A 14,858-nucleotide genomic window follows, 5' to 3' on the forward strand; every position below is an offset into this window, starting at 1 on the left:
ACGCTTTTTTGATCTGGATCAAATATGCCCCCCGCGACACGCCGCCCGAAAGGACACCCGCTCCATGACCGACACGCCCTTCCGCCCCTTCGAGACGCGGCTGGACCGCGACGCGGCCCTTGCCCGTTTGCGCGCCGCCACCGACGGTGCCGATGATGGGGAATTGTTTCTGGAGCGCCGCCGCGCCGAGGGGCTGATGTTCGACGACGGACGGCTCAAGACCGCCTCCTATGACGCCTCCGAAGGCTTTGGCCTGCGCGCCGTGCGCGGCGAGGTGACGGGCTACGCCCATTCCTCCGAGATGACCGAGGCCGCGCTTGCGCGCGCCGTCGAGACCGCGCGCCTTGCCGTGGGTGCGGGCGGGGCCACGCTTGCCGCCGGTCCCGTGGCCACCAATCGCCGCCTTTATACCGATGCGGACCCGATTGCCGGGGCCGCCTTCGCGGTCAAGATCGAGACCCTGCGCGAGATCGACGCTTTCGCCCGCGCGCTCGATCCCCGCGTGGTGCAAGTCACCGCTTCGCTTGCGGCCTCGTTGCAGGAGGTGGTGATCCTGCGCCCGGACGGCCAGACCCTCGGCGACACGCGCCCCATGACCCGCGTCAATGTCGCGGTGATCGTCGAGCAGGACGGCCGCCGCGAGCAGGGCAGCGCCGGGGGCGGCGGGCGCATCGGGCTTGATGGCCTCATCGACCCCGCCGACTGGCAGGCCAAGACCCGCGAGGCGCTGCGCGTGGCCCTCGTCAACCTCGAGGCCGAGGATGCCCCCGCAGGCGTGATGGACGTGGTGCTTGGCCCCGGCTGGCCCGGTATCCTCTTGCACGAGGCGATCGGCCACGGGCTTGAGGGCGATTTCAACCGCAAGGGAAGCTCCGCCTTCGCCGGACTGATGGGGCACCGCATCGCCGCCCCCGGCGTCACCGTGCTCGACGACGGCACCCTCCCCGACCGGCGCGGCTCGCTCACCATCGACGACGAGGGCACGCCCTCTGCCTGCAACACCCTCATTGAGGACGGGATCCTTGTGGGCTACATGCAGGACCGCCAGAACGCCCGCCTGATGGGCGTCAACCCCACCGGCAACGGGCGGCGCGAAAGCTACGCCCATGCCCCCATGCCGCGCATGACCAATACCTACATGCTGGGCGGCAACGCCACGCCGGACGACCTTATTTCCGAGATGAAGGACGGGCTTTATGCCGTGGGATTCGGTGGCGGGCAGGTCGATATCACCAACGGCAAATTCGTGTTTTCCTGCACCGAGGCCTACCGCGTCAAGGACGGCAGGATAGGCCGCGCGGTCAAGGGCGCCACGCTCATCGGCGACGGCGCGACGGCCCTGCAAAAAATCCGGGGCCTCGGCAACGACATGGCGCTCGATCCGGGGATGGGCAATTGCGGCAAACAGGGCCAATGGGTGCCGGTGGGCGTGGGCCAGCCCACGGTGCTGATCGGCGGGCTGACGGTGGGCGGGTCTGCCGCCTGACGATGACGTTCAGCTTTCAACAGATCGGGTTCGTGGCCTTGTTGTAGGGCCGCCAGTCGGTGATCTCGGGATAATACATCGCCCGCCAGCGCCGCACGCGCGGGTTCATCACCCGCCGCCACAAGGGCGGCACCATCGCCGCCATGGTCATCACCGGATACCCATAGGGCAATTGCGGGGCCGCGGCCTCGTCATGGTTCTGCAACAGGGGAAAGCGGCGGTCGGGTTTGTAATGGTGGTCCGAATGGCGTTGCAGGTTGATCAACAGCCAGTTCGACGCGCGATGCGCCGCGTTCCAGCTATGGCGCGGCTTGACATGCTCATACCTGCCCGCGCCCAGATGTTTGCGCGTGAGGCCGTAATGCTCGATGTAATTGACCAGTTCCAACTGCCAGATGGCAACGATGGCCTGCCAGAGAAATAGCGCGAGCCCCACCCAGCCGCCAATCAGCCCGGCCAGAACAATCATGTAGGCCTGAAGCGCCCAGTAGCGCCAGAACGGATTCCCGAGGTCATGCCAGGGCCGCCCCTTGCGCGCCAGCATCGCGGCTTCGGCGCGAAAGGCCGAGCGCCAGCACTCGTGCAGAACGCGCGGGAAAAACCGATGGAACCCCTCGTTATAGCGCGCCGTCACCGGATCGCGCGGCGTGCCGACATGGCGGTGATGAACCTGCAAATGCTCTGACCGGAAATGCGAATAAAGCACCATCGCCAGAAGCACATCGCCCAGAAACCGCTCTCCCCGGTCCTTTTGATGCATGAGTTCGTGGCTGTAATTGATCCCCACCGTGCCGGTGATCACGCCCACCCCGAAAAAAAGCACGATGGTTTCCAGCGGGTTCAGATGCGCGTCGCCCGGTCCCGTCACATACCAGATCATCCAGTAAAGCAGCAAAAACTGCACCGGCGCCCAGAGCATCGTGATCGCGCGATACCAGAAAAGCTGATCCTCGCGCGTCGTCAGGTCCGCATTCTCGGTATAGGTGCCGAGAAAGGCGTCGAGGATGGAAAAGAAATACCATGTGATGACCGGCAGAAGGATCACCGTCCACCCGCCCTGCACCGCGCCGAGGATCGCCACGGGCACCAGCAGGAAGGACATCCAGAACGGCAGGGCGCTTTGCAAGCGGGCAACTTGGGCGGCGGGGATCATGGGACGCTCCTTGGCGGTTTGGGCCAGTCTTGGGGCAAAGTGTCGAACGCGCCTTGCGCAAGGTCAAATACCTTTCGCATGACGGTAGGTAACGACGCGGGGCGAAAGGCCGCCTGCGGCATGAAGGTGCCGCGCTCGGGCACTGCCTCGGGGCCGACAAGGGCCACATGCACCCTCAGGCGCAAATGGAAATGGGTGAAGGTGTGGCGCGCGTCCGCGCCGATCTCGCGCCACGCCGCCTCGACGGGCGGCGCAGGTTCGGGGTCCTCGCCCCAATCGCTGCCGGGCCAGCCCAGCATCCCGCCCAGAAGCCCCGTATCGGGCCGCCGCTCCAAGAGCCACGCGCCATCGCCGCGGCGTGCCACATAGGCATGGCCAATGCGCACCGGCTTGGGCACTTTCGGCAGGCGGGCGGGCAGCGTTTCCGCCACCCCCGCCGCCCGCGCCGCGCAGGGGTCGCGCCACGGGCATATGCCGCAGGCGGGCGCGCGCGGCGTGCAGATCGTGGCCCCCAGATCCATCACCGCCTGCGCGTAATCACCGGGCCGCACGGCGGGCGTCAACCGCGCCGCCGCTTCGGTCAGTTCGGGCTTGGCACGCGGCAAGGGCGTGCGGATGTCATGCAGCCGCGCCATCACCCGCTCGACATTGCCATCGACCACCACCTCGGGCCGATCAAAGGCAATGGCCGCAATCGCCGCCGCCGTATAGGGGCCGATCCCGGGCAGAGCCATCAACCCCTCGCGCGTCTCGGGGAAGCGCCCGCCACACGCGCCCGCCACGACGCGCGCGCATTTCAGCAGGTTGCGCGCCCGCGCATAATATCCAAGCCCGGCCCATTCCCCCATCACGCTGCCATCCTCGGCTGCCGCGAGCGCCCCCACATCGGGCCAGAGCGTCGTGAACCGATCATAATACGCCTTGACCGCCGCCACCGTGGTCTGTTGCAGCATCACCTCCGACAGCCACACACGATAGGGATCGGGCCGCACCCCGCGCGCCCGCGCGCCGGGGCCGATGCGCCACGGCAGGTCGCGCGCATGGGTGTCATACCACTCGAGCAACAGCCCCGGATCGGCGGCCTGACGCATAGTTTATCCCTTCGGTGCAATCGGGTCTTTCATCCCCCGTTCCATGACATAGATTAGCGTCAGACGGGAGAGAACCAACCATGGCCACGCGCCAGACCGGACCGAAAGGCTTCAATCGCACCTCGGCGCTGTTGCTGCCGAGCATTCGCCGCGCGTCCGAATCGCGCGGTTTCGCGCAGACGCGCCTGTTGACCCATTGGCCCGAGATCGCGGGCGAGAGCGTCGCCGCCATCGCGCGCCCTGTCGATATCTCCTACGGGCGGCACGGCATGGGCGCGACACTCACGCTTCTGACCACGGGCGCGCAGGCTCCCATGCTCGAGATGCAGAAAGAATCGCTGCGCGAAAGGATCAACGCCGTCTACGGCTACAACGCCATCGTGCGAATCCGCCTGACACAGACCGCGCCCTCGGGCTTTGCCGAGGGACAGGCGGATTTCACCCACCGGCGCAAGGCACAGACCGTGCCCCCCGCCCCCGAAACCCTCGCCCGCGCGGGCGAATTGGTCGCGCCCGTGACCGATGACAGCCTGCGCGCCGCGCTGGAAAAGCTGGCGCAGAACGTATTGACCAGATCGAAGAAGGACAGACCATGACCCTGATGAAACATCTCTTCGCCGCCGGTGCGCTGGCGCTCGCCACCCTCGCCGCACCGCTGAGCGCGCAAGAGAGCACGATCACCGAAATGACCATGGGGCCCGAGGACGCCAAGGTCACGATCATCGAATATGCCTCGTTCACCTGTCCGCATTGCGCCAATTTCCACAACGGGCCGCTCAAGGAACTGAAGGCCGAGTATATCGACACCGGCAAGATCCACTTCGTCTACCGCGATGTCTATTTCGACCGATTCGGTCTCTGGGCGTCGATGGTGGCGCGCTGCGGCGGGCCCGACAAGTTCTTCGGCATCGCCGACATGCTTTACGCGCAGCAGCGCGACTGGGCGCAGGGAGAGCCTGCCGCCATCGCCGACAACCTGCGCCGCATCGGCAAGCTGGCCGGGATAGAGCCTGACGCGCTCGAAGCGTGCCTCAATGACCGCGACAAGGCACAGGCGCTGGTTGCGTGGTATCAGGAAAACGCCACCGCGCATGACGTGAATTCCACCCCCACCCTGGTCATCAACGAGAAGAAATACGGCAACATGGCCTATGCCGATCTCAAGGCGATCATCGACGAGAAGCTGGCGGAATAAGGTCCGCTTCATGGGCCGGGCCGGGCCGGGCACCAGTCCCGGCCCGGATCATGGCATACCCAGCCGGTCCAGCGCGGCCTCAAGCGCGCCCCAGTCCTCGACCCGAAGCCGCATCGGCAGCACCAGCACCTCGCGTCGCAGATCGTCGGGCAGGCGCACGGCATCGGCTTCGGTGGTGACAAGCTGCGCGCCAAGCAGCGCCGCCTCTTTCCGCAGACGTGTGACGAGCGCGCGCGTGACCGGCGCGCCTGCCGACAGCGTTGCCGCGCGCGCGACCTCGGCCCCAAGCCCACGCAAGGTGGCAACGAAATGCTCGGGCGCGCGCCCGCCCGTAAACGCCAGGGCACGCAGGCCCCGCCAGTCCATCCCGGTCGGCAAAGCCTCCATACGTGCACGCATGTTTTGCGCCGGAATCACCTGACCCCACGCAGCGGCAAACTGCTCTTGCAGGGCAGGCGGGCCAATGGTCAGACAGATATCGACCCGCGCCAGCGCCTGTTCCAAAGGTTCCGGCAGTGGACCCGCCGGACGGCACATGCCGTTGCCAAATCCGCGGGCCGCGTCGACAATCGTTATGGAAATGTCTTTTTGAGCATTCGGGTTATAGGATTCTCCGACCATGACGATACATTTGGGAGGCGATCCATACGATGACGTATGCAATAGCGCCACCCGCGCCGCCTCGACCGGATCAGCGGCCACCCATGTCGGCGCGAAGGCCGCTGCAAGCAGCGCAGCCCCACCAACATCCGCATACGTATGTTTCTGCACGTCAACCTCGAACGGTGCAAGCGTCTCCCCGCCCATCAGCACCAAAGGCGAAAGGCCCATCTCCCGAAGCTGCCCGATCACCGCCAGCGCCCCCGTCTGAGCCATCTCGCCGAAAAGGCTGTCCACCGAAATGACCGGCACCGGCGCGCGCCATCCCCGCCACGCCATCCGCCGTGCCGTTCTGCGCGCCGTCCACCAGCACAGCGGCGCCAGCGCCAGCGCGCGCAGGCACGCCACCGACAGGGTGCGCGGCCTCACCGCGACGCCTCCTCCCGGTCGAGCCGGTCAAGTATCATGTCCACCACCCGGTCCATCACCTCCGCCCCGCGCGAGGCCACATCCCAGGCCGCGTGCGCCATCGCCGCCGCCCGATCGGGCGGCAACAATGCCTGCACGGCGGCGGCCAGGGTCGCCGTGTCACGCACGATCCGCGCCGCGCCCGCCTCGGCATAGCGCGAATAGCGCGTCAGATACCGCGCCACGTTCGGGCCATAAAGGATCGCCGAGCCATGCGCCGCCGGCTCGTTCGGGTCGCGCCCGTGCTGTCCCGAGGCCAGCGACGACCCCATGAACGTCACGGGTGCCAGCCGATACCACAGGCCCATCTCGCCGCGCGTATCGGCAAGGATCACCTGCGTCGCCTCATCGGGCAGCGCGCCGGTGGACCACGCGATCCAGCGCCAGCCCGCCGTGTCGAGAGCCCCGGCCATGGCGTCGCTGTCCTCAAGTTCGTCCGGCACCACGACCAGCAGCGCACGGTGCGCCATCCGGCTCACCTCGCGATGCGCCGCAAGCACTGTCTCCAGTTCGTCGCGCTGCGCCATCGCCGCGAGCCAGACCGGGCGCCCGCGCAGGATTTGCGCCAGCTCGTCCCGGTCGGACAGGTTGTAGGGCAGCGACAACGCGCCTGCCCGCAGGACGCCGGTCATCCTGACCCGCTGCGGCGGTGCGCCCAACCGGCGCGCCTGCCGCGCCGCCGCCTCGTCACGCGCGTGGATCTCTTCGAATTCGGTCAGCACCGCCCGTGCCAGATCGGGAAACCAGCGCCAGTGCGACCGTTCCAGAAGGGCTGCCTCGGCATCCACGAGATAGAGCCGCACCCCCTCCCGCGCCGCACAGATGAGCAAGGCCGGCTTGAGGTCTCCGCCGGTCCAGAGCACCAGATCGGGCCGCCAATGCCCCAGAAACGCCTCCGCCGCGGCGAGGGTGTCCGGCGGCAAGGCCTGCCAGATCACCCGGCCATGCGTGCGCAGACTGCGGGGCGGGCCATCAGGCGAGGTCAGGACCATGTGCAGTCCGGGGCGATGCTGCGCCAGCCGCTCGGCCAGATGCGCCAGCACATCGGCCCGCCCCGCATCCGCCGCATGGGCCCAGATGACCGCCCCGTCGGGACGTGGCCGGTCAGGCGCTGCACCGAGGGTCCCGCCCCGGCGCGCGACAGCGAGATAGGCCGCAAGGCTGAGCGAGCGGCTCATCACATATCAGCCCAGTTCTTCGGTGGGCGAAGCCTCTTGCGCCTCATCGCGCAGCTTGTGCAGATGGGCGATGAAATAGCGCATATGGGCATTGTCCACGGTGCGCTGCGCCTCGGCCTTCCAGGCGTTGTAGGCGGTGTCGTAATCGGGAAAGATCCCTACCACATGAAGGTCGTTCACATCCCGAAAGACATTGCGCGAGGGATCGACCAGTTCGCCGCCGAAAACCAGGTGAAGACGTTGGGCCATGGCGTAAATCCTTGCTCTGCCGAAGTTGCGCGCACCCTAGCCCTTTGGCCCCGCGCGTCAAGGCAGGCAGGGGGGCGCTTGACTTTGTCCGCCGCGACGGGCAACCGCAGTGCCATGACACGGCCTTTCCTGATCCTGCAACTGCGCCCCGAGACCGAGGCCGCCGACGATGAATTCGCCGCGATCCTGCGCATGTCGGGCCTCTTGCCCGCGCGCGCCCGCCGCATCCGTCTCGACCGGGAGAACCTGCCAGAAGACCTGAACCTTGACGATCATGCAGGCGTCATCGTCGGCGGCGGCCCCGGCTGCGTCAGTGATGCGCCAGACCGGAAATCCCCCGTCGAGGCCCGGATCGAGGCGCAGATCCTCGGCCTCATGCCCGCGATCACCGGGGCCGACAGGCCCTTTCTGGGTTGCTGTTACGGCATCGGCATCCTTGGCGCGCATCTTGGCGCGGAGGTCAGCAAGCGCGCCCATGGCGAGCCGGTGGGCACCGCCGATTGCCGCCTGACCGAGGCGGGTGCCGCCGATCCGCTGCTGGCCGGGGTGCCACCGCGATTCGACGCCTTCGTCGGCCACAAGGAGGCACTGCAATCGCTGCCCGATGGCTGCGCGCATCTTGTGGCGGCACCCACCTGCCCTTTCCAGATGGTGCGCTTTGGCCGCAATGTCTATGCCACGCAGTTCCACCCCGAGGCCGATGCGGCGGGGTTCGAGACCCGCATCCGCATCTACCGCCACAAGGGCTATTTCGCCCCCGAAGAGGCCGACAGCCTGATTGCGATGTGCCGCGCCGCGCGGGTCGAGGCGCCAGCGCGCATCCTGCGCAACTTCGTCACGCGCTACGGCTGAACACCGCCATCTGGCTGGCGCCGCCAAGCGCCGGATGCGCGCCGCAGATATCGCGGCAGATGAGCGTGTAGCCATTGCGCGCGGCCACGCCCCGCGCCCATCGGGAAAACCGCGCGCGGCCCCACTCGAAATGATGCTCGGGGTGCCGCATCCGCGACGCCGGAACGCCAAGCACCGGGTTATAGTCGGCATTGGGTGTGGTCACGATCACATGGGTGGGGCGCATGAGCACAAAGACCGCGCGCTCCAGCCGGTTGATGTCGGCGGGCGGCAAGTGCTCGATCACCTCCACGAGACAGGCGCAGTCATAGCCTGTCAGCGCCGGGTGCCCCTCGGTGAGCGAGGCGCAGGCCAGTTGCACCCTGGCGCGCGCACCCTCGGGCAGGGCGCTCAGCCGCGCCTCTGCCCCGCGCAGCCGCTCCATGCCGATCTCGATACCGGTGACGCGCGCGATCCCCGGCAGGTCGGCCAGCCGCAGGATCAGGTCGCCCTCGCCACAGCCCAGATCGAGCACCGTGCGCGCGCCCGTCGCCGCCACCGCCGCCAGCACCGCCGCCAGCCGCTCCTCGTGAAGTGCGGTGGTCATCGCCCCGGCACCGTCAGGAATGCCACGTCCTTGGCGACAATCTCGCACCCCCAACCGCGCATCGCCGCGATGATCCCGAAGGTCTCGGCGCGGTAGAATACCACATGGGTCGGATCCTTGCGGTAATGCCAGGTCTCGAACCGCGCGTCCTCGGTCTGGAAACAGGTCATCACGGCCAACAGACCACCGGGGCGCAAAAGCGCACCCAACCGGTCAAACTCGACTGCGGGCGCGTGGAAATGCTCGGCCACCTCGGTGCAGGTGATGAAATCATAGGTCTCGGCCAGCGGCGCGGGATCGGGCGCATAGAAGGGATCAAAGATCGCCATGTCATGCCCCGCCTCGCGCAGCATCGCGGCCAGTGCCGGCCCCGGTCCGCAGCCGTAATCGAGGCCCCATGCTTCGGGAGCGAGACGCGCGCGCAAGGGCGCGGCAAGCCGATCCAGAAAACGGCGATAGCCGGGATCGTCCACCTCGTTCCGGTGCCAGTCATAATGCGTGCGCTCGGTGGCCCTGTCGGGATGATGCGCGGGGTTCATCCCCCGCGCGCCGCACCTCTCGCAGCGCCAATACCCCTTGCCGTCGAATAGCCCGAAGCCCCCGACAGGGGCGACGCGGCAGACAGGACAGGTGAGAGGCAGGGCCGACGACATGCCCCCGCTTAGCCGCCCCCGCGCCCCGCTTCAAGCGCGGCCATGGACAGCGCCGCCCCGATTGCCTAAGCCTTGGCCAGCAAGCGATGGAAGGGGAAACAGGCCATGGCCCGGCGCACGGCATTCGAAATCGGCGGGCAGAAGGTCGCCCCCGGCACCCGCGCCCGCGTCGATATCCCCGTGAGCCAGCTGTCCAATCACACGCCCGTCAACCTGTCGGTCGAGGTGATCCACGGGCGACGCAGCGGACCGGTCCTCTTTGTCTCGGCGGCGATCCATGGCGACGAGGTGATCGGCGTCGAGATCCTGCGCCGCCTGCTGTGCAGCGCGCCGCTCGGCTCCATGTCCGGCACGCTGCTTGCGGTGCCCATCGTCAACACCTTCGGCTTTCTCAGCCATTCGCGCTACCTGCCGGACCGGCGTGATCTCAACCGGGTCTTTCCCGGCGTGGCCGAAGGCTCCATGGCCTCGCAGCTTGCCCATATCTTCATGCAGGAGGTGGTGCGCCGCGCGCATGTCGGCATCGACCTGCATTCAGCCGCCATTCACCGCACCAACCTGCCGCAGATCCGCCTCACCCCCGGCAATGAGCGGCTGGCAGAGCTTGGCGCGGCCTTCGGCGCGCCGGTGATGATGGAATCGAAGCTGCGCGAGGGCTCGCTGCGCATGGCCGCCGAGGCGGCGGGCGTCGATGTGCTGCTTTACGAGGGCGGTGAGGGGCTGCGCTTTGACGAATTTGCGGCGCGCACCGGCGTGGCGGGCGTGCTGCGGGTGATGCGCCATCTCGGCATGATCGGGGCCAAGGGCGTGCCGCGCGCGCGGGCGCTGCCGGTGCGGGCGCGCCGCTCGGTCTGGTATCGCGCGCCGCGCGGCGGGCTCTTCCGCGGCTATCTGGGCCTTGGCGATGCGGTGGCACCCGGCACGGTGATGGGCGCGGTCGCCAATGCCTTTGGCGACATCGAGAGCGAGATCGCCGCCGATACCACAGGCATCGTCATCGGCCGCGCCAACCTGCCCGTGGTCTACGAGGGCGACGCGCTATTCCACGTCGCCGAAACGCCCCGCGCCGAGGCCGCCGCCGAAGGCATCACCGCCCAGATCGAGGCCGAGGCGCTGTTTGACGAGGACGAGATCATCTGAGCGCGCTCAGCGTTCCTCCCACCCGTCGATGAGCGCCATGGCCTCCTCCGCCGTCTCGACAAAACGAAAGAGATCAAGATCCTCTTCGCTGATCGTGCCCGCCTCGGCCAGCGCCTCCCAGTTGATGATCCGCCGCCAGAACGCCTCGCCGAAGAGCAGGAACGGCACGCGCTTCATGCGGTCGGTCTGAATGAGGGTGAGCGCCTCGAACATCTCGTCAAGCGTGCCCAGGCCGCCGGGAAAGACGCAGATCGCCCGCGCACGCATCAGGAAATGCATCTTGCGGATGGCGAAATAGTGAAAGTTGAAGCACAGCCCGGGCGTCACGTATTCATTCGGGGCCTGTTCGTGTGGCAACACGATATTGAACCCGATCGACGCGCCCCCCGCATCCATGGCACCCCGGTTGCCCGCCTCCATCACGCCCGGCCCGCCGCCCGTGGCAATGACATATTCGCGGCCATAGCTGGCCATGGATTTTTCGGTCATCAGCCGCGCGAATGTGCGCGCCTCGTCATAATAGCGCGACAACTCCGCCAGTGTGTCCGTGCGCGCCCCGGACTTCCTTGACGGCTCGGGGATGCGCGCGCCGCCAAAGAGCACCACGGTGCTCTGGATGCCGCGCTCGTTGAGGATCATCTCGGGCTTGAGCAGTTCCAGTTGCAGCCGCACCGGGCGCAATTCGTCCCGGCAGAGGAAATCCGGATCGGCAAAGGCCAGCCGGTAAGCGGGCGCGCGGGTCTGCGGCGTGTCGGGGATCTGCTCGGCGGTGGTGCGGTCCTCATGGGCATCGCGGAACAGGCTGTGACGGTCGTCATTCATCGCGGGCGATCCTCGCTTGGGTCTGGACCTTCACGGGTATAGGCTTTGCGTGGACAAGAAAAGCCAAAGAGGTGTGAGCGATGGATTGGCAGGCGTTGATTTCGGAGGCGCGGAGCCGCATCGCGCCGCATGTGCGGCAGACACCGGTGGCATGCGTGCACCTCGGCGCGCAGACCGTTCACCTCAAGTTCGAGCAGATGCAGCACACCGGCAGCTTCAAGGCGCGCGGGGCGTTCAACACGCTGATGCAGACCCGCGTTCCCGAGGCGGGGATCGTCGCGGCCTCGGGCGGCAATCACGGCGCGGCGGTGGCCCATGCCGCGCGCACGCTCGGGCACCAGGCGCGCATCTACGTGCCGCAGATCGCGGGCCCGGCCAAGATCGCCCTTATCCGCGCGCAGGATGCGGCCTTGCAGGTGGTCCCCGGCGCCTATGCGGAGGCCGCCGCCCGCGCCGCCGAATGGCGCGACGCCACCGGCGCGATGGAGGTGCACCCCTATGACGCCCCGGCCACCGTTGCGGGACAGGGCACTCTGATGGCGGAATGGGAGGATCAGGGGCTCGATGCCGATACGGTGCTGATTGCCGTGGGCGGGGGCGGCCTCATCGCCGGGGCGCTCGGCTGGCTTCAGGGGCGGCGCAAGGTGGTCGCGGTCGAGCCCGAGACCTGCGACGCCCTTCATGCCGCCATGGCCGCCGGGGCACCGGTGGATGTCGATGTGTCGGGAATCGCCGCCAACGCGCTCGGCGCGCGGCGGATCGGTGCGATCTGCCTCGATCTGGCGCGGCAATACGATGTGCAAACCGTGCGGGTGGCCGACACGGCCATTCGCGCGGCACAGGTCACGCTCTGGCAGGAGTTGCGCCAACTGGTCGAACCGGCGGGGGCCACCGCTCTCGCCGCGCTTCTGTCGGGGGCCTATGTGCCGGAGGCAGGCGAGCGGGTGGCGGTGCTTGTCTGCGGCGGCAATGTCGCCCCCGACCCGCTGGACAGCCTCTGAGCGCGGGGATATGACGCGCAGATGGCAAATTCCAAGGACACCCCCAATTACAAGGTGATCGCCGAGAACCGGCGCGCGCGGCATGACTATGCCATCGAGGACGATCTTGAATGCGGCATCATGCTGGTCGGCTCCGAGGTCAAGTCCCTGCGCCACAAGAGCGCCAACATCGCCGAGAGCTATGCCAGCGTGGAGGGCGGCGAATTGTGGCTGATCAACAGCTACATCGCCCCCTATGAGCAGGCCCGCACCTTTGGCCATGAAGAGCGTCGTCGCCGCAAGCTGCTGGTCTCGAAAAAGGAGATGTCGCGGCTCTGGAGCGAGACGCAGCGCAAGGGCATGACGCTGGTGCCCCTCGTGCTCTATTTCAACCATCGCGGCATTGCCAAGATCAAGATCGGCATCGCCAAGGGCAAGAAGACCCACGACAAGCGCGCCTCTGATGCCAAGCGCGACTGGGACCGCCAGAAACAACGCCTGTTGCGGCAGGGCGGTTAGGCGGCCCCCCGCGCCGCGTCATCCCCGCGAAGGCGGGGATCTCCTGTCGACAGACGGCCTTCGTAACAGATTTCGATCTGGCGCAGGTCAGGCCTGAAAAGTCCATCGCCTTTCATCACGCCACCCAGAGCACGCCCAGCGCAAGCGCCATGAGCGCCATCGCGCGCGCATAAAGCCGAAGCGCGCGGTGCAGATCCCCCGGCCCCGGATCGCGCGCCGCCCCATTGAGCCACGGCTCCGCGCTCACACGGTCGCCATAGATGCGCGGCCCCGAAAGGCGCACGCCCAGAGCGCCGGCCATCGCCGCTTCGGACCAGCCGGCATTGGGCGAGCGGTGCGCGCGCGCGTCGCGCCACATGATGCGCAGGGCGCGCGCCATATGGCGCGGCGCGGCCAGCGCGAAGAGCATCCCGGTGAGCCGCGCCGGGATCAGGTTCGCCAGATCGTCGAGCCGCGCCGCCACCTTGCCGAAGGCCTCAAAGCGGTCGTTGCGGTGCCCGATCATCGAATCGAGCGTGTTTACCGCCTTGTAGGCGGCAATTCCCGGCAGCCCCGCCACCACGCCCCAGAAGATCGGGGCCACGATGCCGTCACCGGTATTCTCCGCGAGGCTCTCGATCGCCGCGCGCGCCACGCCCGCCTCGTCAAGAGCGGCCGGGTCGCGCCCGACGATCATCGCCACCGCCACCCGCGCCGCCGCCACATCACCCGCCGAGAGCGGCACGGCAACGGCGGCCACATGCACATGCATCGAGCGCAGCGCGATCAGCGGCCAGGCCAGCACGCCGCCGAGGATCACGCCCCCGATCCCCTCGGGCAGGCCCCATTGCAGCAGCAGCGCAGGGCCGGTCACCACCGCCAGCACAAGGGCCACGCAGACCGCTCCCATACCTATTCGCCTCGACCGCGTGCCGCGATTGCAAAGCCGCTCCAGCCACGCGATCACCGCGCCCAGCCATGTCACGGGATGCCCGATCCGGGCATAAAGCCAACCGGGCCAGCCGATGGCGAGGTCAATCGCCAGTCCCACCAGCATCATGCCCGCAAAGCTCATGCGCCGCCCCCCGTGACAAAGCGCAAGACGCCGGTCAGCCCCGCCTCCGACAGCGCCACCCCGGTCCCCTCGGGCACCGTGCCGGGGGCAAAGACCAGCGCGCGCGCGGCCCCGGTATACGCCCGCGTATGGCCGAGCGCACCCAGATCGCGCGCCAGTTCCGCCATCGGATCGTCCGGTCCCCGCCGCGCCTCCGCGCGCCGTGCGGCCTCGCTCGCCAGCGCGGCCAGACGCGCCAGATCGCCGCCGTCGCGCCACGCGGTCACAAGATCGGCAATGTCGGGAAAATCACAATCCGCAGGGTCGGTGCGCAGCGGCGCACCCCAATAGCCGCCAACAATCTCGGCGCGCGGCACGGGGGGCAGATCGGCCAGGGTCAGCGCCTCGCGCGAGGCCCAGAGCAGGCGGTCGGGGGCGGCAAACATCAACGGATCGCTCGCCCCTTCGACCGCAAGACAGGCCCGCGCCAGCCGCTCGGGCGTGCCGCGAAACCCGCTTGCGCGCGCCGCCGCCACAAGGCACGCGGTCGAGGCCCCCGCGCCTGCGCCCAACGGCATGTCGCACTCAAGCCCCGGAAAATCGCCTGAAATCCCCAGAGCACCGACAAACACCGCCAGCCGTGACGCGGGAAAGAGATCCGTCAACCGCACCCCGGAGCCCGGCGCACGCACCGCAAGGACAGGACAGCACAATGTCACAAGGGCGACCGGCCCCTCAGGCCCAAGCCGCCCCTGCATCCATTCCCCGAAATGACCCGGCACGCGCACCGCCTGCCGGGCCGAAGACGCGCGCCCGTCCCGCATCGGCCCCTCCATTCGTCGGGTCCAGTGTC

17 protein-coding genes are annotated in these 14,858 nt (G+C 68.0%); 7 read left to right on the forward strand and 10 right to left on the reverse strand.

Translation table 11 applies throughout. The features are described from left to right. Nucleotides 1-64: 64 nt before the first annotated feature. The gene (gene tldD / locus ABIE57_RS10950; protein WP_354539054.1) at nt 65-1,486 is read left to right on the forward strand and encodes a metalloprotease TldD; all 1,422 of its coding nucleotides are present in this window, start codon (nt 65-67) and stop codon (nt 1,484-1,486) included. Between the two features lie 16 nt (nt 1,487-1,502). Here tldD and ABIE57_RS10955 read toward each other — a convergent pair whose 3' ends face one another. Together ABIE57_RS10955 and ABIE57_RS10960 are read right to left on the reverse strand one after the other, a co-directional pair. Continuing rightward, nucleotides 1,503-2,639: an alkane 1-monooxygenase gene (locus ABIE57_RS10955; RefSeq protein WP_354539055.1), complete on the reverse strand. Its 1,137-nt coding sequence runs from the start codon at nt 2,637-2,639 to the stop codon at nt 1,503-1,505. After that, complete coding sequence (locus ABIE57_RS10960) at nt 2,636-3,730, reverse strand: A/G-specific adenine glycosylase (RefSeq protein ID WP_354539056.1); 1,095 nt, start codon at nt 3,728-3,730, stop codon at nt 2,636-2,638. The genes ABIE57_RS10955 and ABIE57_RS10960 overlap by 4 nt, the downstream gene beginning before the upstream one ends. A gap of 80 nt (nt 3,731-3,810) precedes the next feature. Between ABIE57_RS10960 and ABIE57_RS10965 the strand changes: the two genes are divergently transcribed. Both ABIE57_RS10965 and ABIE57_RS10970 read left to right on the forward strand, forming a co-directional pair. Then, nucleotides 3,811-4,326 (forward strand): DUF721 domain-containing protein, encoded by a 516-nt coding sequence (locus tag ABIE57_RS10965; protein WP_354539057.1) that lies wholly within the window; start codon nt 3,811-3,813, stop codon nt 4,324-4,326. Between the two features lie 5 nt (nt 4,327-4,331). Continuing rightward, on the forward strand, nt 4,332-4,925 hold the full coding sequence (locus tag ABIE57_RS10970) for a DsbA family protein (RefSeq protein WP_354539058.1): 594 nt from the start codon (nt 4,332-4,334) through the stop codon (nt 4,923-4,925). Nucleotides 4,926-4,973: 48 nt separating this feature from the next. Here ABIE57_RS10970 and ABIE57_RS10975 read toward each other — a convergent pair whose 3' ends face one another. Genes ABIE57_RS10975 through ABIE57_RS10985 form a run of 3 tightly spaced genes read right to left on the reverse strand, consistent with a single transcriptional unit; the run spans nt 4,974 to nt 7,420 of the window. Next, nucleotides 4,974-5,954, reverse strand: coding sequence for a tetraacyldisaccharide 4'-kinase (locus tag ABIE57_RS10975; RefSeq protein ID WP_354539059.1), 981 nt, complete (start codon nt 5,952-5,954; stop codon nt 4,974-4,976). Next, nucleotides 5,951-7,171 carry a 3-deoxy-D-manno-octulosonic acid transferase gene (locus ABIE57_RS10980; protein WP_354539060.1) on the reverse strand — a complete coding sequence of 407 codons (1,221 nt, stop codon included), beginning with the start codon at nt 7,169-7,171 and terminating at the stop codon, nt 5,951-5,953. The genes ABIE57_RS10975 and ABIE57_RS10980 overlap by 4 nt, the downstream gene beginning before the upstream one ends. A 6-nt stretch (nt 7,172-7,177) precedes the next feature. Beyond that, nucleotides 7,178-7,420: a DUF4170 domain-containing protein gene (locus ABIE57_RS10985; RefSeq protein ID WP_354539061.1), complete on the reverse strand. Its 243-nt coding sequence runs from the start codon at nt 7,418-7,420 to the stop codon at nt 7,178-7,180. Between the two features lie 114 nt (nt 7,421-7,534). Between ABIE57_RS10985 and ABIE57_RS10990 the strand changes: the two genes are divergently transcribed. Next, on the forward strand, nt 7,535-8,272 hold the full coding sequence (locus ABIE57_RS10990; RefSeq protein ID WP_354539062.1) for a glutamine amidotransferase: 738 nt from the start codon (nt 7,535-7,537) through the stop codon (nt 8,270-8,272). Here ABIE57_RS10990 and ABIE57_RS10995 read toward each other — a convergent pair. Together ABIE57_RS10995 and ABIE57_RS11000 are read right to left on the reverse strand one after the other, a co-directional pair. Continuing rightward, a complete protein-coding gene (locus ABIE57_RS10995; RefSeq protein ID WP_354539063.1) occupies nt 8,256-8,858 on the reverse strand; it encodes a methyltransferase domain-containing protein in 603 nt (200 codons plus the stop codon). The genes ABIE57_RS10990 and ABIE57_RS10995 overlap by 17 nt on opposite strands. Continuing rightward, nucleotides 8,855-9,511, reverse strand: a complete 657-nt coding sequence (locus tag ABIE57_RS11000) for a class I SAM-dependent methyltransferase (protein ID WP_354539064.1) — start codon at nt 9,509-9,511, stop codon at nt 8,855-8,857. Before ABIE57_RS11000 ends, ABIE57_RS10995 begins: the two co-directional genes overlap by 4 nt. Nucleotides 9,512-9,616: 105 nt before the next feature. Between ABIE57_RS11000 and ABIE57_RS11005 the strand changes: the two genes are divergently transcribed. Next, nucleotides 9,617-10,651 carry a succinylglutamate desuccinylase/aspartoacylase family protein gene (locus tag ABIE57_RS11005; RefSeq protein ID WP_354539065.1) on the forward strand — a complete coding sequence of 345 codons (1,035 nt, stop codon included), beginning with the start codon at nt 9,617-9,619 and terminating at the stop codon, nt 10,649-10,651. A 6-nt stretch (nt 10,652-10,657) separates the two neighbouring features. On the opposite strand, the gene ABIE57_RS11010 is transcribed toward ABIE57_RS11005, so the two are convergent. Then, nucleotides 10,658-11,473: an LOG family protein gene (locus ABIE57_RS11010; protein ID WP_354539066.1), complete on the reverse strand. Its 816-nt coding sequence runs from the start codon at nt 11,471-11,473 to the stop codon at nt 10,658-10,660. An 80-nt stretch (nt 11,474-11,553) separates the two neighbouring features. On the opposite strand from ABIE57_RS11010, the gene ABIE57_RS11015 reads away from it, so the two are divergent. Then, complete coding sequence (locus ABIE57_RS11015) at nt 11,554-12,474, forward strand: serine/threonine dehydratase (RefSeq protein ID WP_354539067.1); 921 nt, start codon at nt 11,554-11,556, stop codon at nt 12,472-12,474. Nucleotides 12,475-12,495: 21 nt separating this feature from the next. Beyond that, nucleotides 12,496-12,972 (forward strand): SsrA-binding protein SmpB, encoded by a 477-nt coding sequence (gene smpB / locus ABIE57_RS11020; RefSeq protein WP_354539068.1) that lies wholly within the window; start codon nt 12,496-12,498, stop codon nt 12,970-12,972. Between the two features lie 115 nt (nt 12,973-13,087). On the opposite strand, the gene cbiB is transcribed toward smpB, so the two are convergent. Continuing rightward, on the reverse strand, nt 13,088-14,026 hold the full coding sequence (gene cbiB / locus ABIE57_RS11025; RefSeq protein WP_354539069.1) for an adenosylcobinamide-phosphate synthase CbiB: 939 nt from the start codon (nt 14,024-14,026) through the stop codon (nt 13,088-13,090). Further along, nucleotides 14,023-14,829 (reverse strand): propanediol utilization protein, encoded by an 807-nt coding sequence (locus ABIE57_RS11030; protein ID WP_354539070.1) that lies wholly within the window; start codon nt 14,827-14,829, stop codon nt 14,023-14,025. The genes cbiB and ABIE57_RS11030 overlap by 4 nt, the downstream gene beginning before the upstream one ends. Nucleotides 14,830-14,858 lie beyond the last annotated feature (29 nt).

The sequence above is a fragment of the Roseovarius sp. MBR-6 genome, from assembly GCF_040547525.1.
In the GTDB taxonomy this organism is placed as follows: Bacteria; Pseudomonadota; Alphaproteobacteria; order Rhodobacterales; family Rhodobacteraceae; genus Roseovarius.

Coding starts and splice junctions, on each gene's coding strand:
- tldD (WP_354539054.1), top strand. CDS start 65: ATGACCGACACGCCCTTCCGCCCCTTCGAGACGCGGCTGGACCGCGAC.
- ABIE57_RS10955 (WP_354539055.1), bottom strand. CDS start 2,639: ATGATCCCCGCCGCCCAAGTTGCCCGCTTGCAAAGCGCCCTGCCGTTC.
- ABIE57_RS10960 (WP_354539056.1), bottom strand. CDS start 3,730: ATGCGTCAGGCCGCCGATCCGGGGCTGTTGCTCGAGTGGTATGACACC.
- ABIE57_RS10965 (WP_354539057.1), top strand. CDS start 3,811: ATGGCCACGCGCCAGACCGGACCGAAAGGCTTCAATCGCACCTCGGCG.
- ABIE57_RS10970 (WP_354539058.1), top strand. CDS start 4,332: ATGAAACATCTCTTCGCCGCCGGTGCGCTGGCGCTCGCCACCCTCGCC.
- ABIE57_RS10980 (WP_354539060.1), bottom strand. CDS start 7,171: ATGAGCCGCTCGCTCAGCCTTGCGGCCTATCTCGCTGTCGCGCGCCGG.
- ABIE57_RS10985 (WP_354539061.1), bottom strand. CDS start 7,420: ATGGCCCAACGTCTTCACCTGGTTTTCGGCGGCGAACTGGTCGATCCC.
- ABIE57_RS10990 (WP_354539062.1), top strand. CDS start 7,535: ATGACACGGCCTTTCCTGATCCTGCAACTGCGCCCCGAGACCGAGGCC.
- ABIE57_RS10995 (WP_354539063.1), bottom strand. CDS start 8,858: ATGACCACCGCACTTCACGAGGAGCGGCTGGCGGCGGTGCTGGCGGCG.
- ABIE57_RS11000 (WP_354539064.1), bottom strand. CDS start 9,511: ATGTCGTCGGCCCTGCCTCTCACCTGTCCTGTCTGCCGCGTCGCCCCT.
- ABIE57_RS11005 (WP_354539065.1), top strand. CDS start 9,617: ATGGCCCGGCGCACGGCATTCGAAATCGGCGGGCAGAAGGTCGCCCCC.
- ABIE57_RS11010 (WP_354539066.1), bottom strand. CDS start 11,473: ATGAATGACGACCGTCACAGCCTGTTCCGCGATGCCCATGAGGACCGC.
- ABIE57_RS11015 (WP_354539067.1), top strand. CDS start 11,554: ATGGATTGGCAGGCGTTGATTTCGGAGGCGCGGAGCCGCATCGCGCCG.
- smpB (WP_354539068.1), top strand. CDS start 12,496: ATGGCAAATTCCAAGGACACCCCCAATTACAAGGTGATCGCCGAGAAC.
- cbiB (WP_354539069.1), bottom strand. CDS start 14,026: ATGAGCTTTGCGGGCATGATGCTGGTGGGACTGGCGATTGACCTCGCC.
- ABIE57_RS11030 (WP_354539070.1), bottom strand. CDS start 14,829: ATGCGGGACGGGCGCGCGTCTTCGGCCCGGCAGGCGGTGCGCGTGCCG.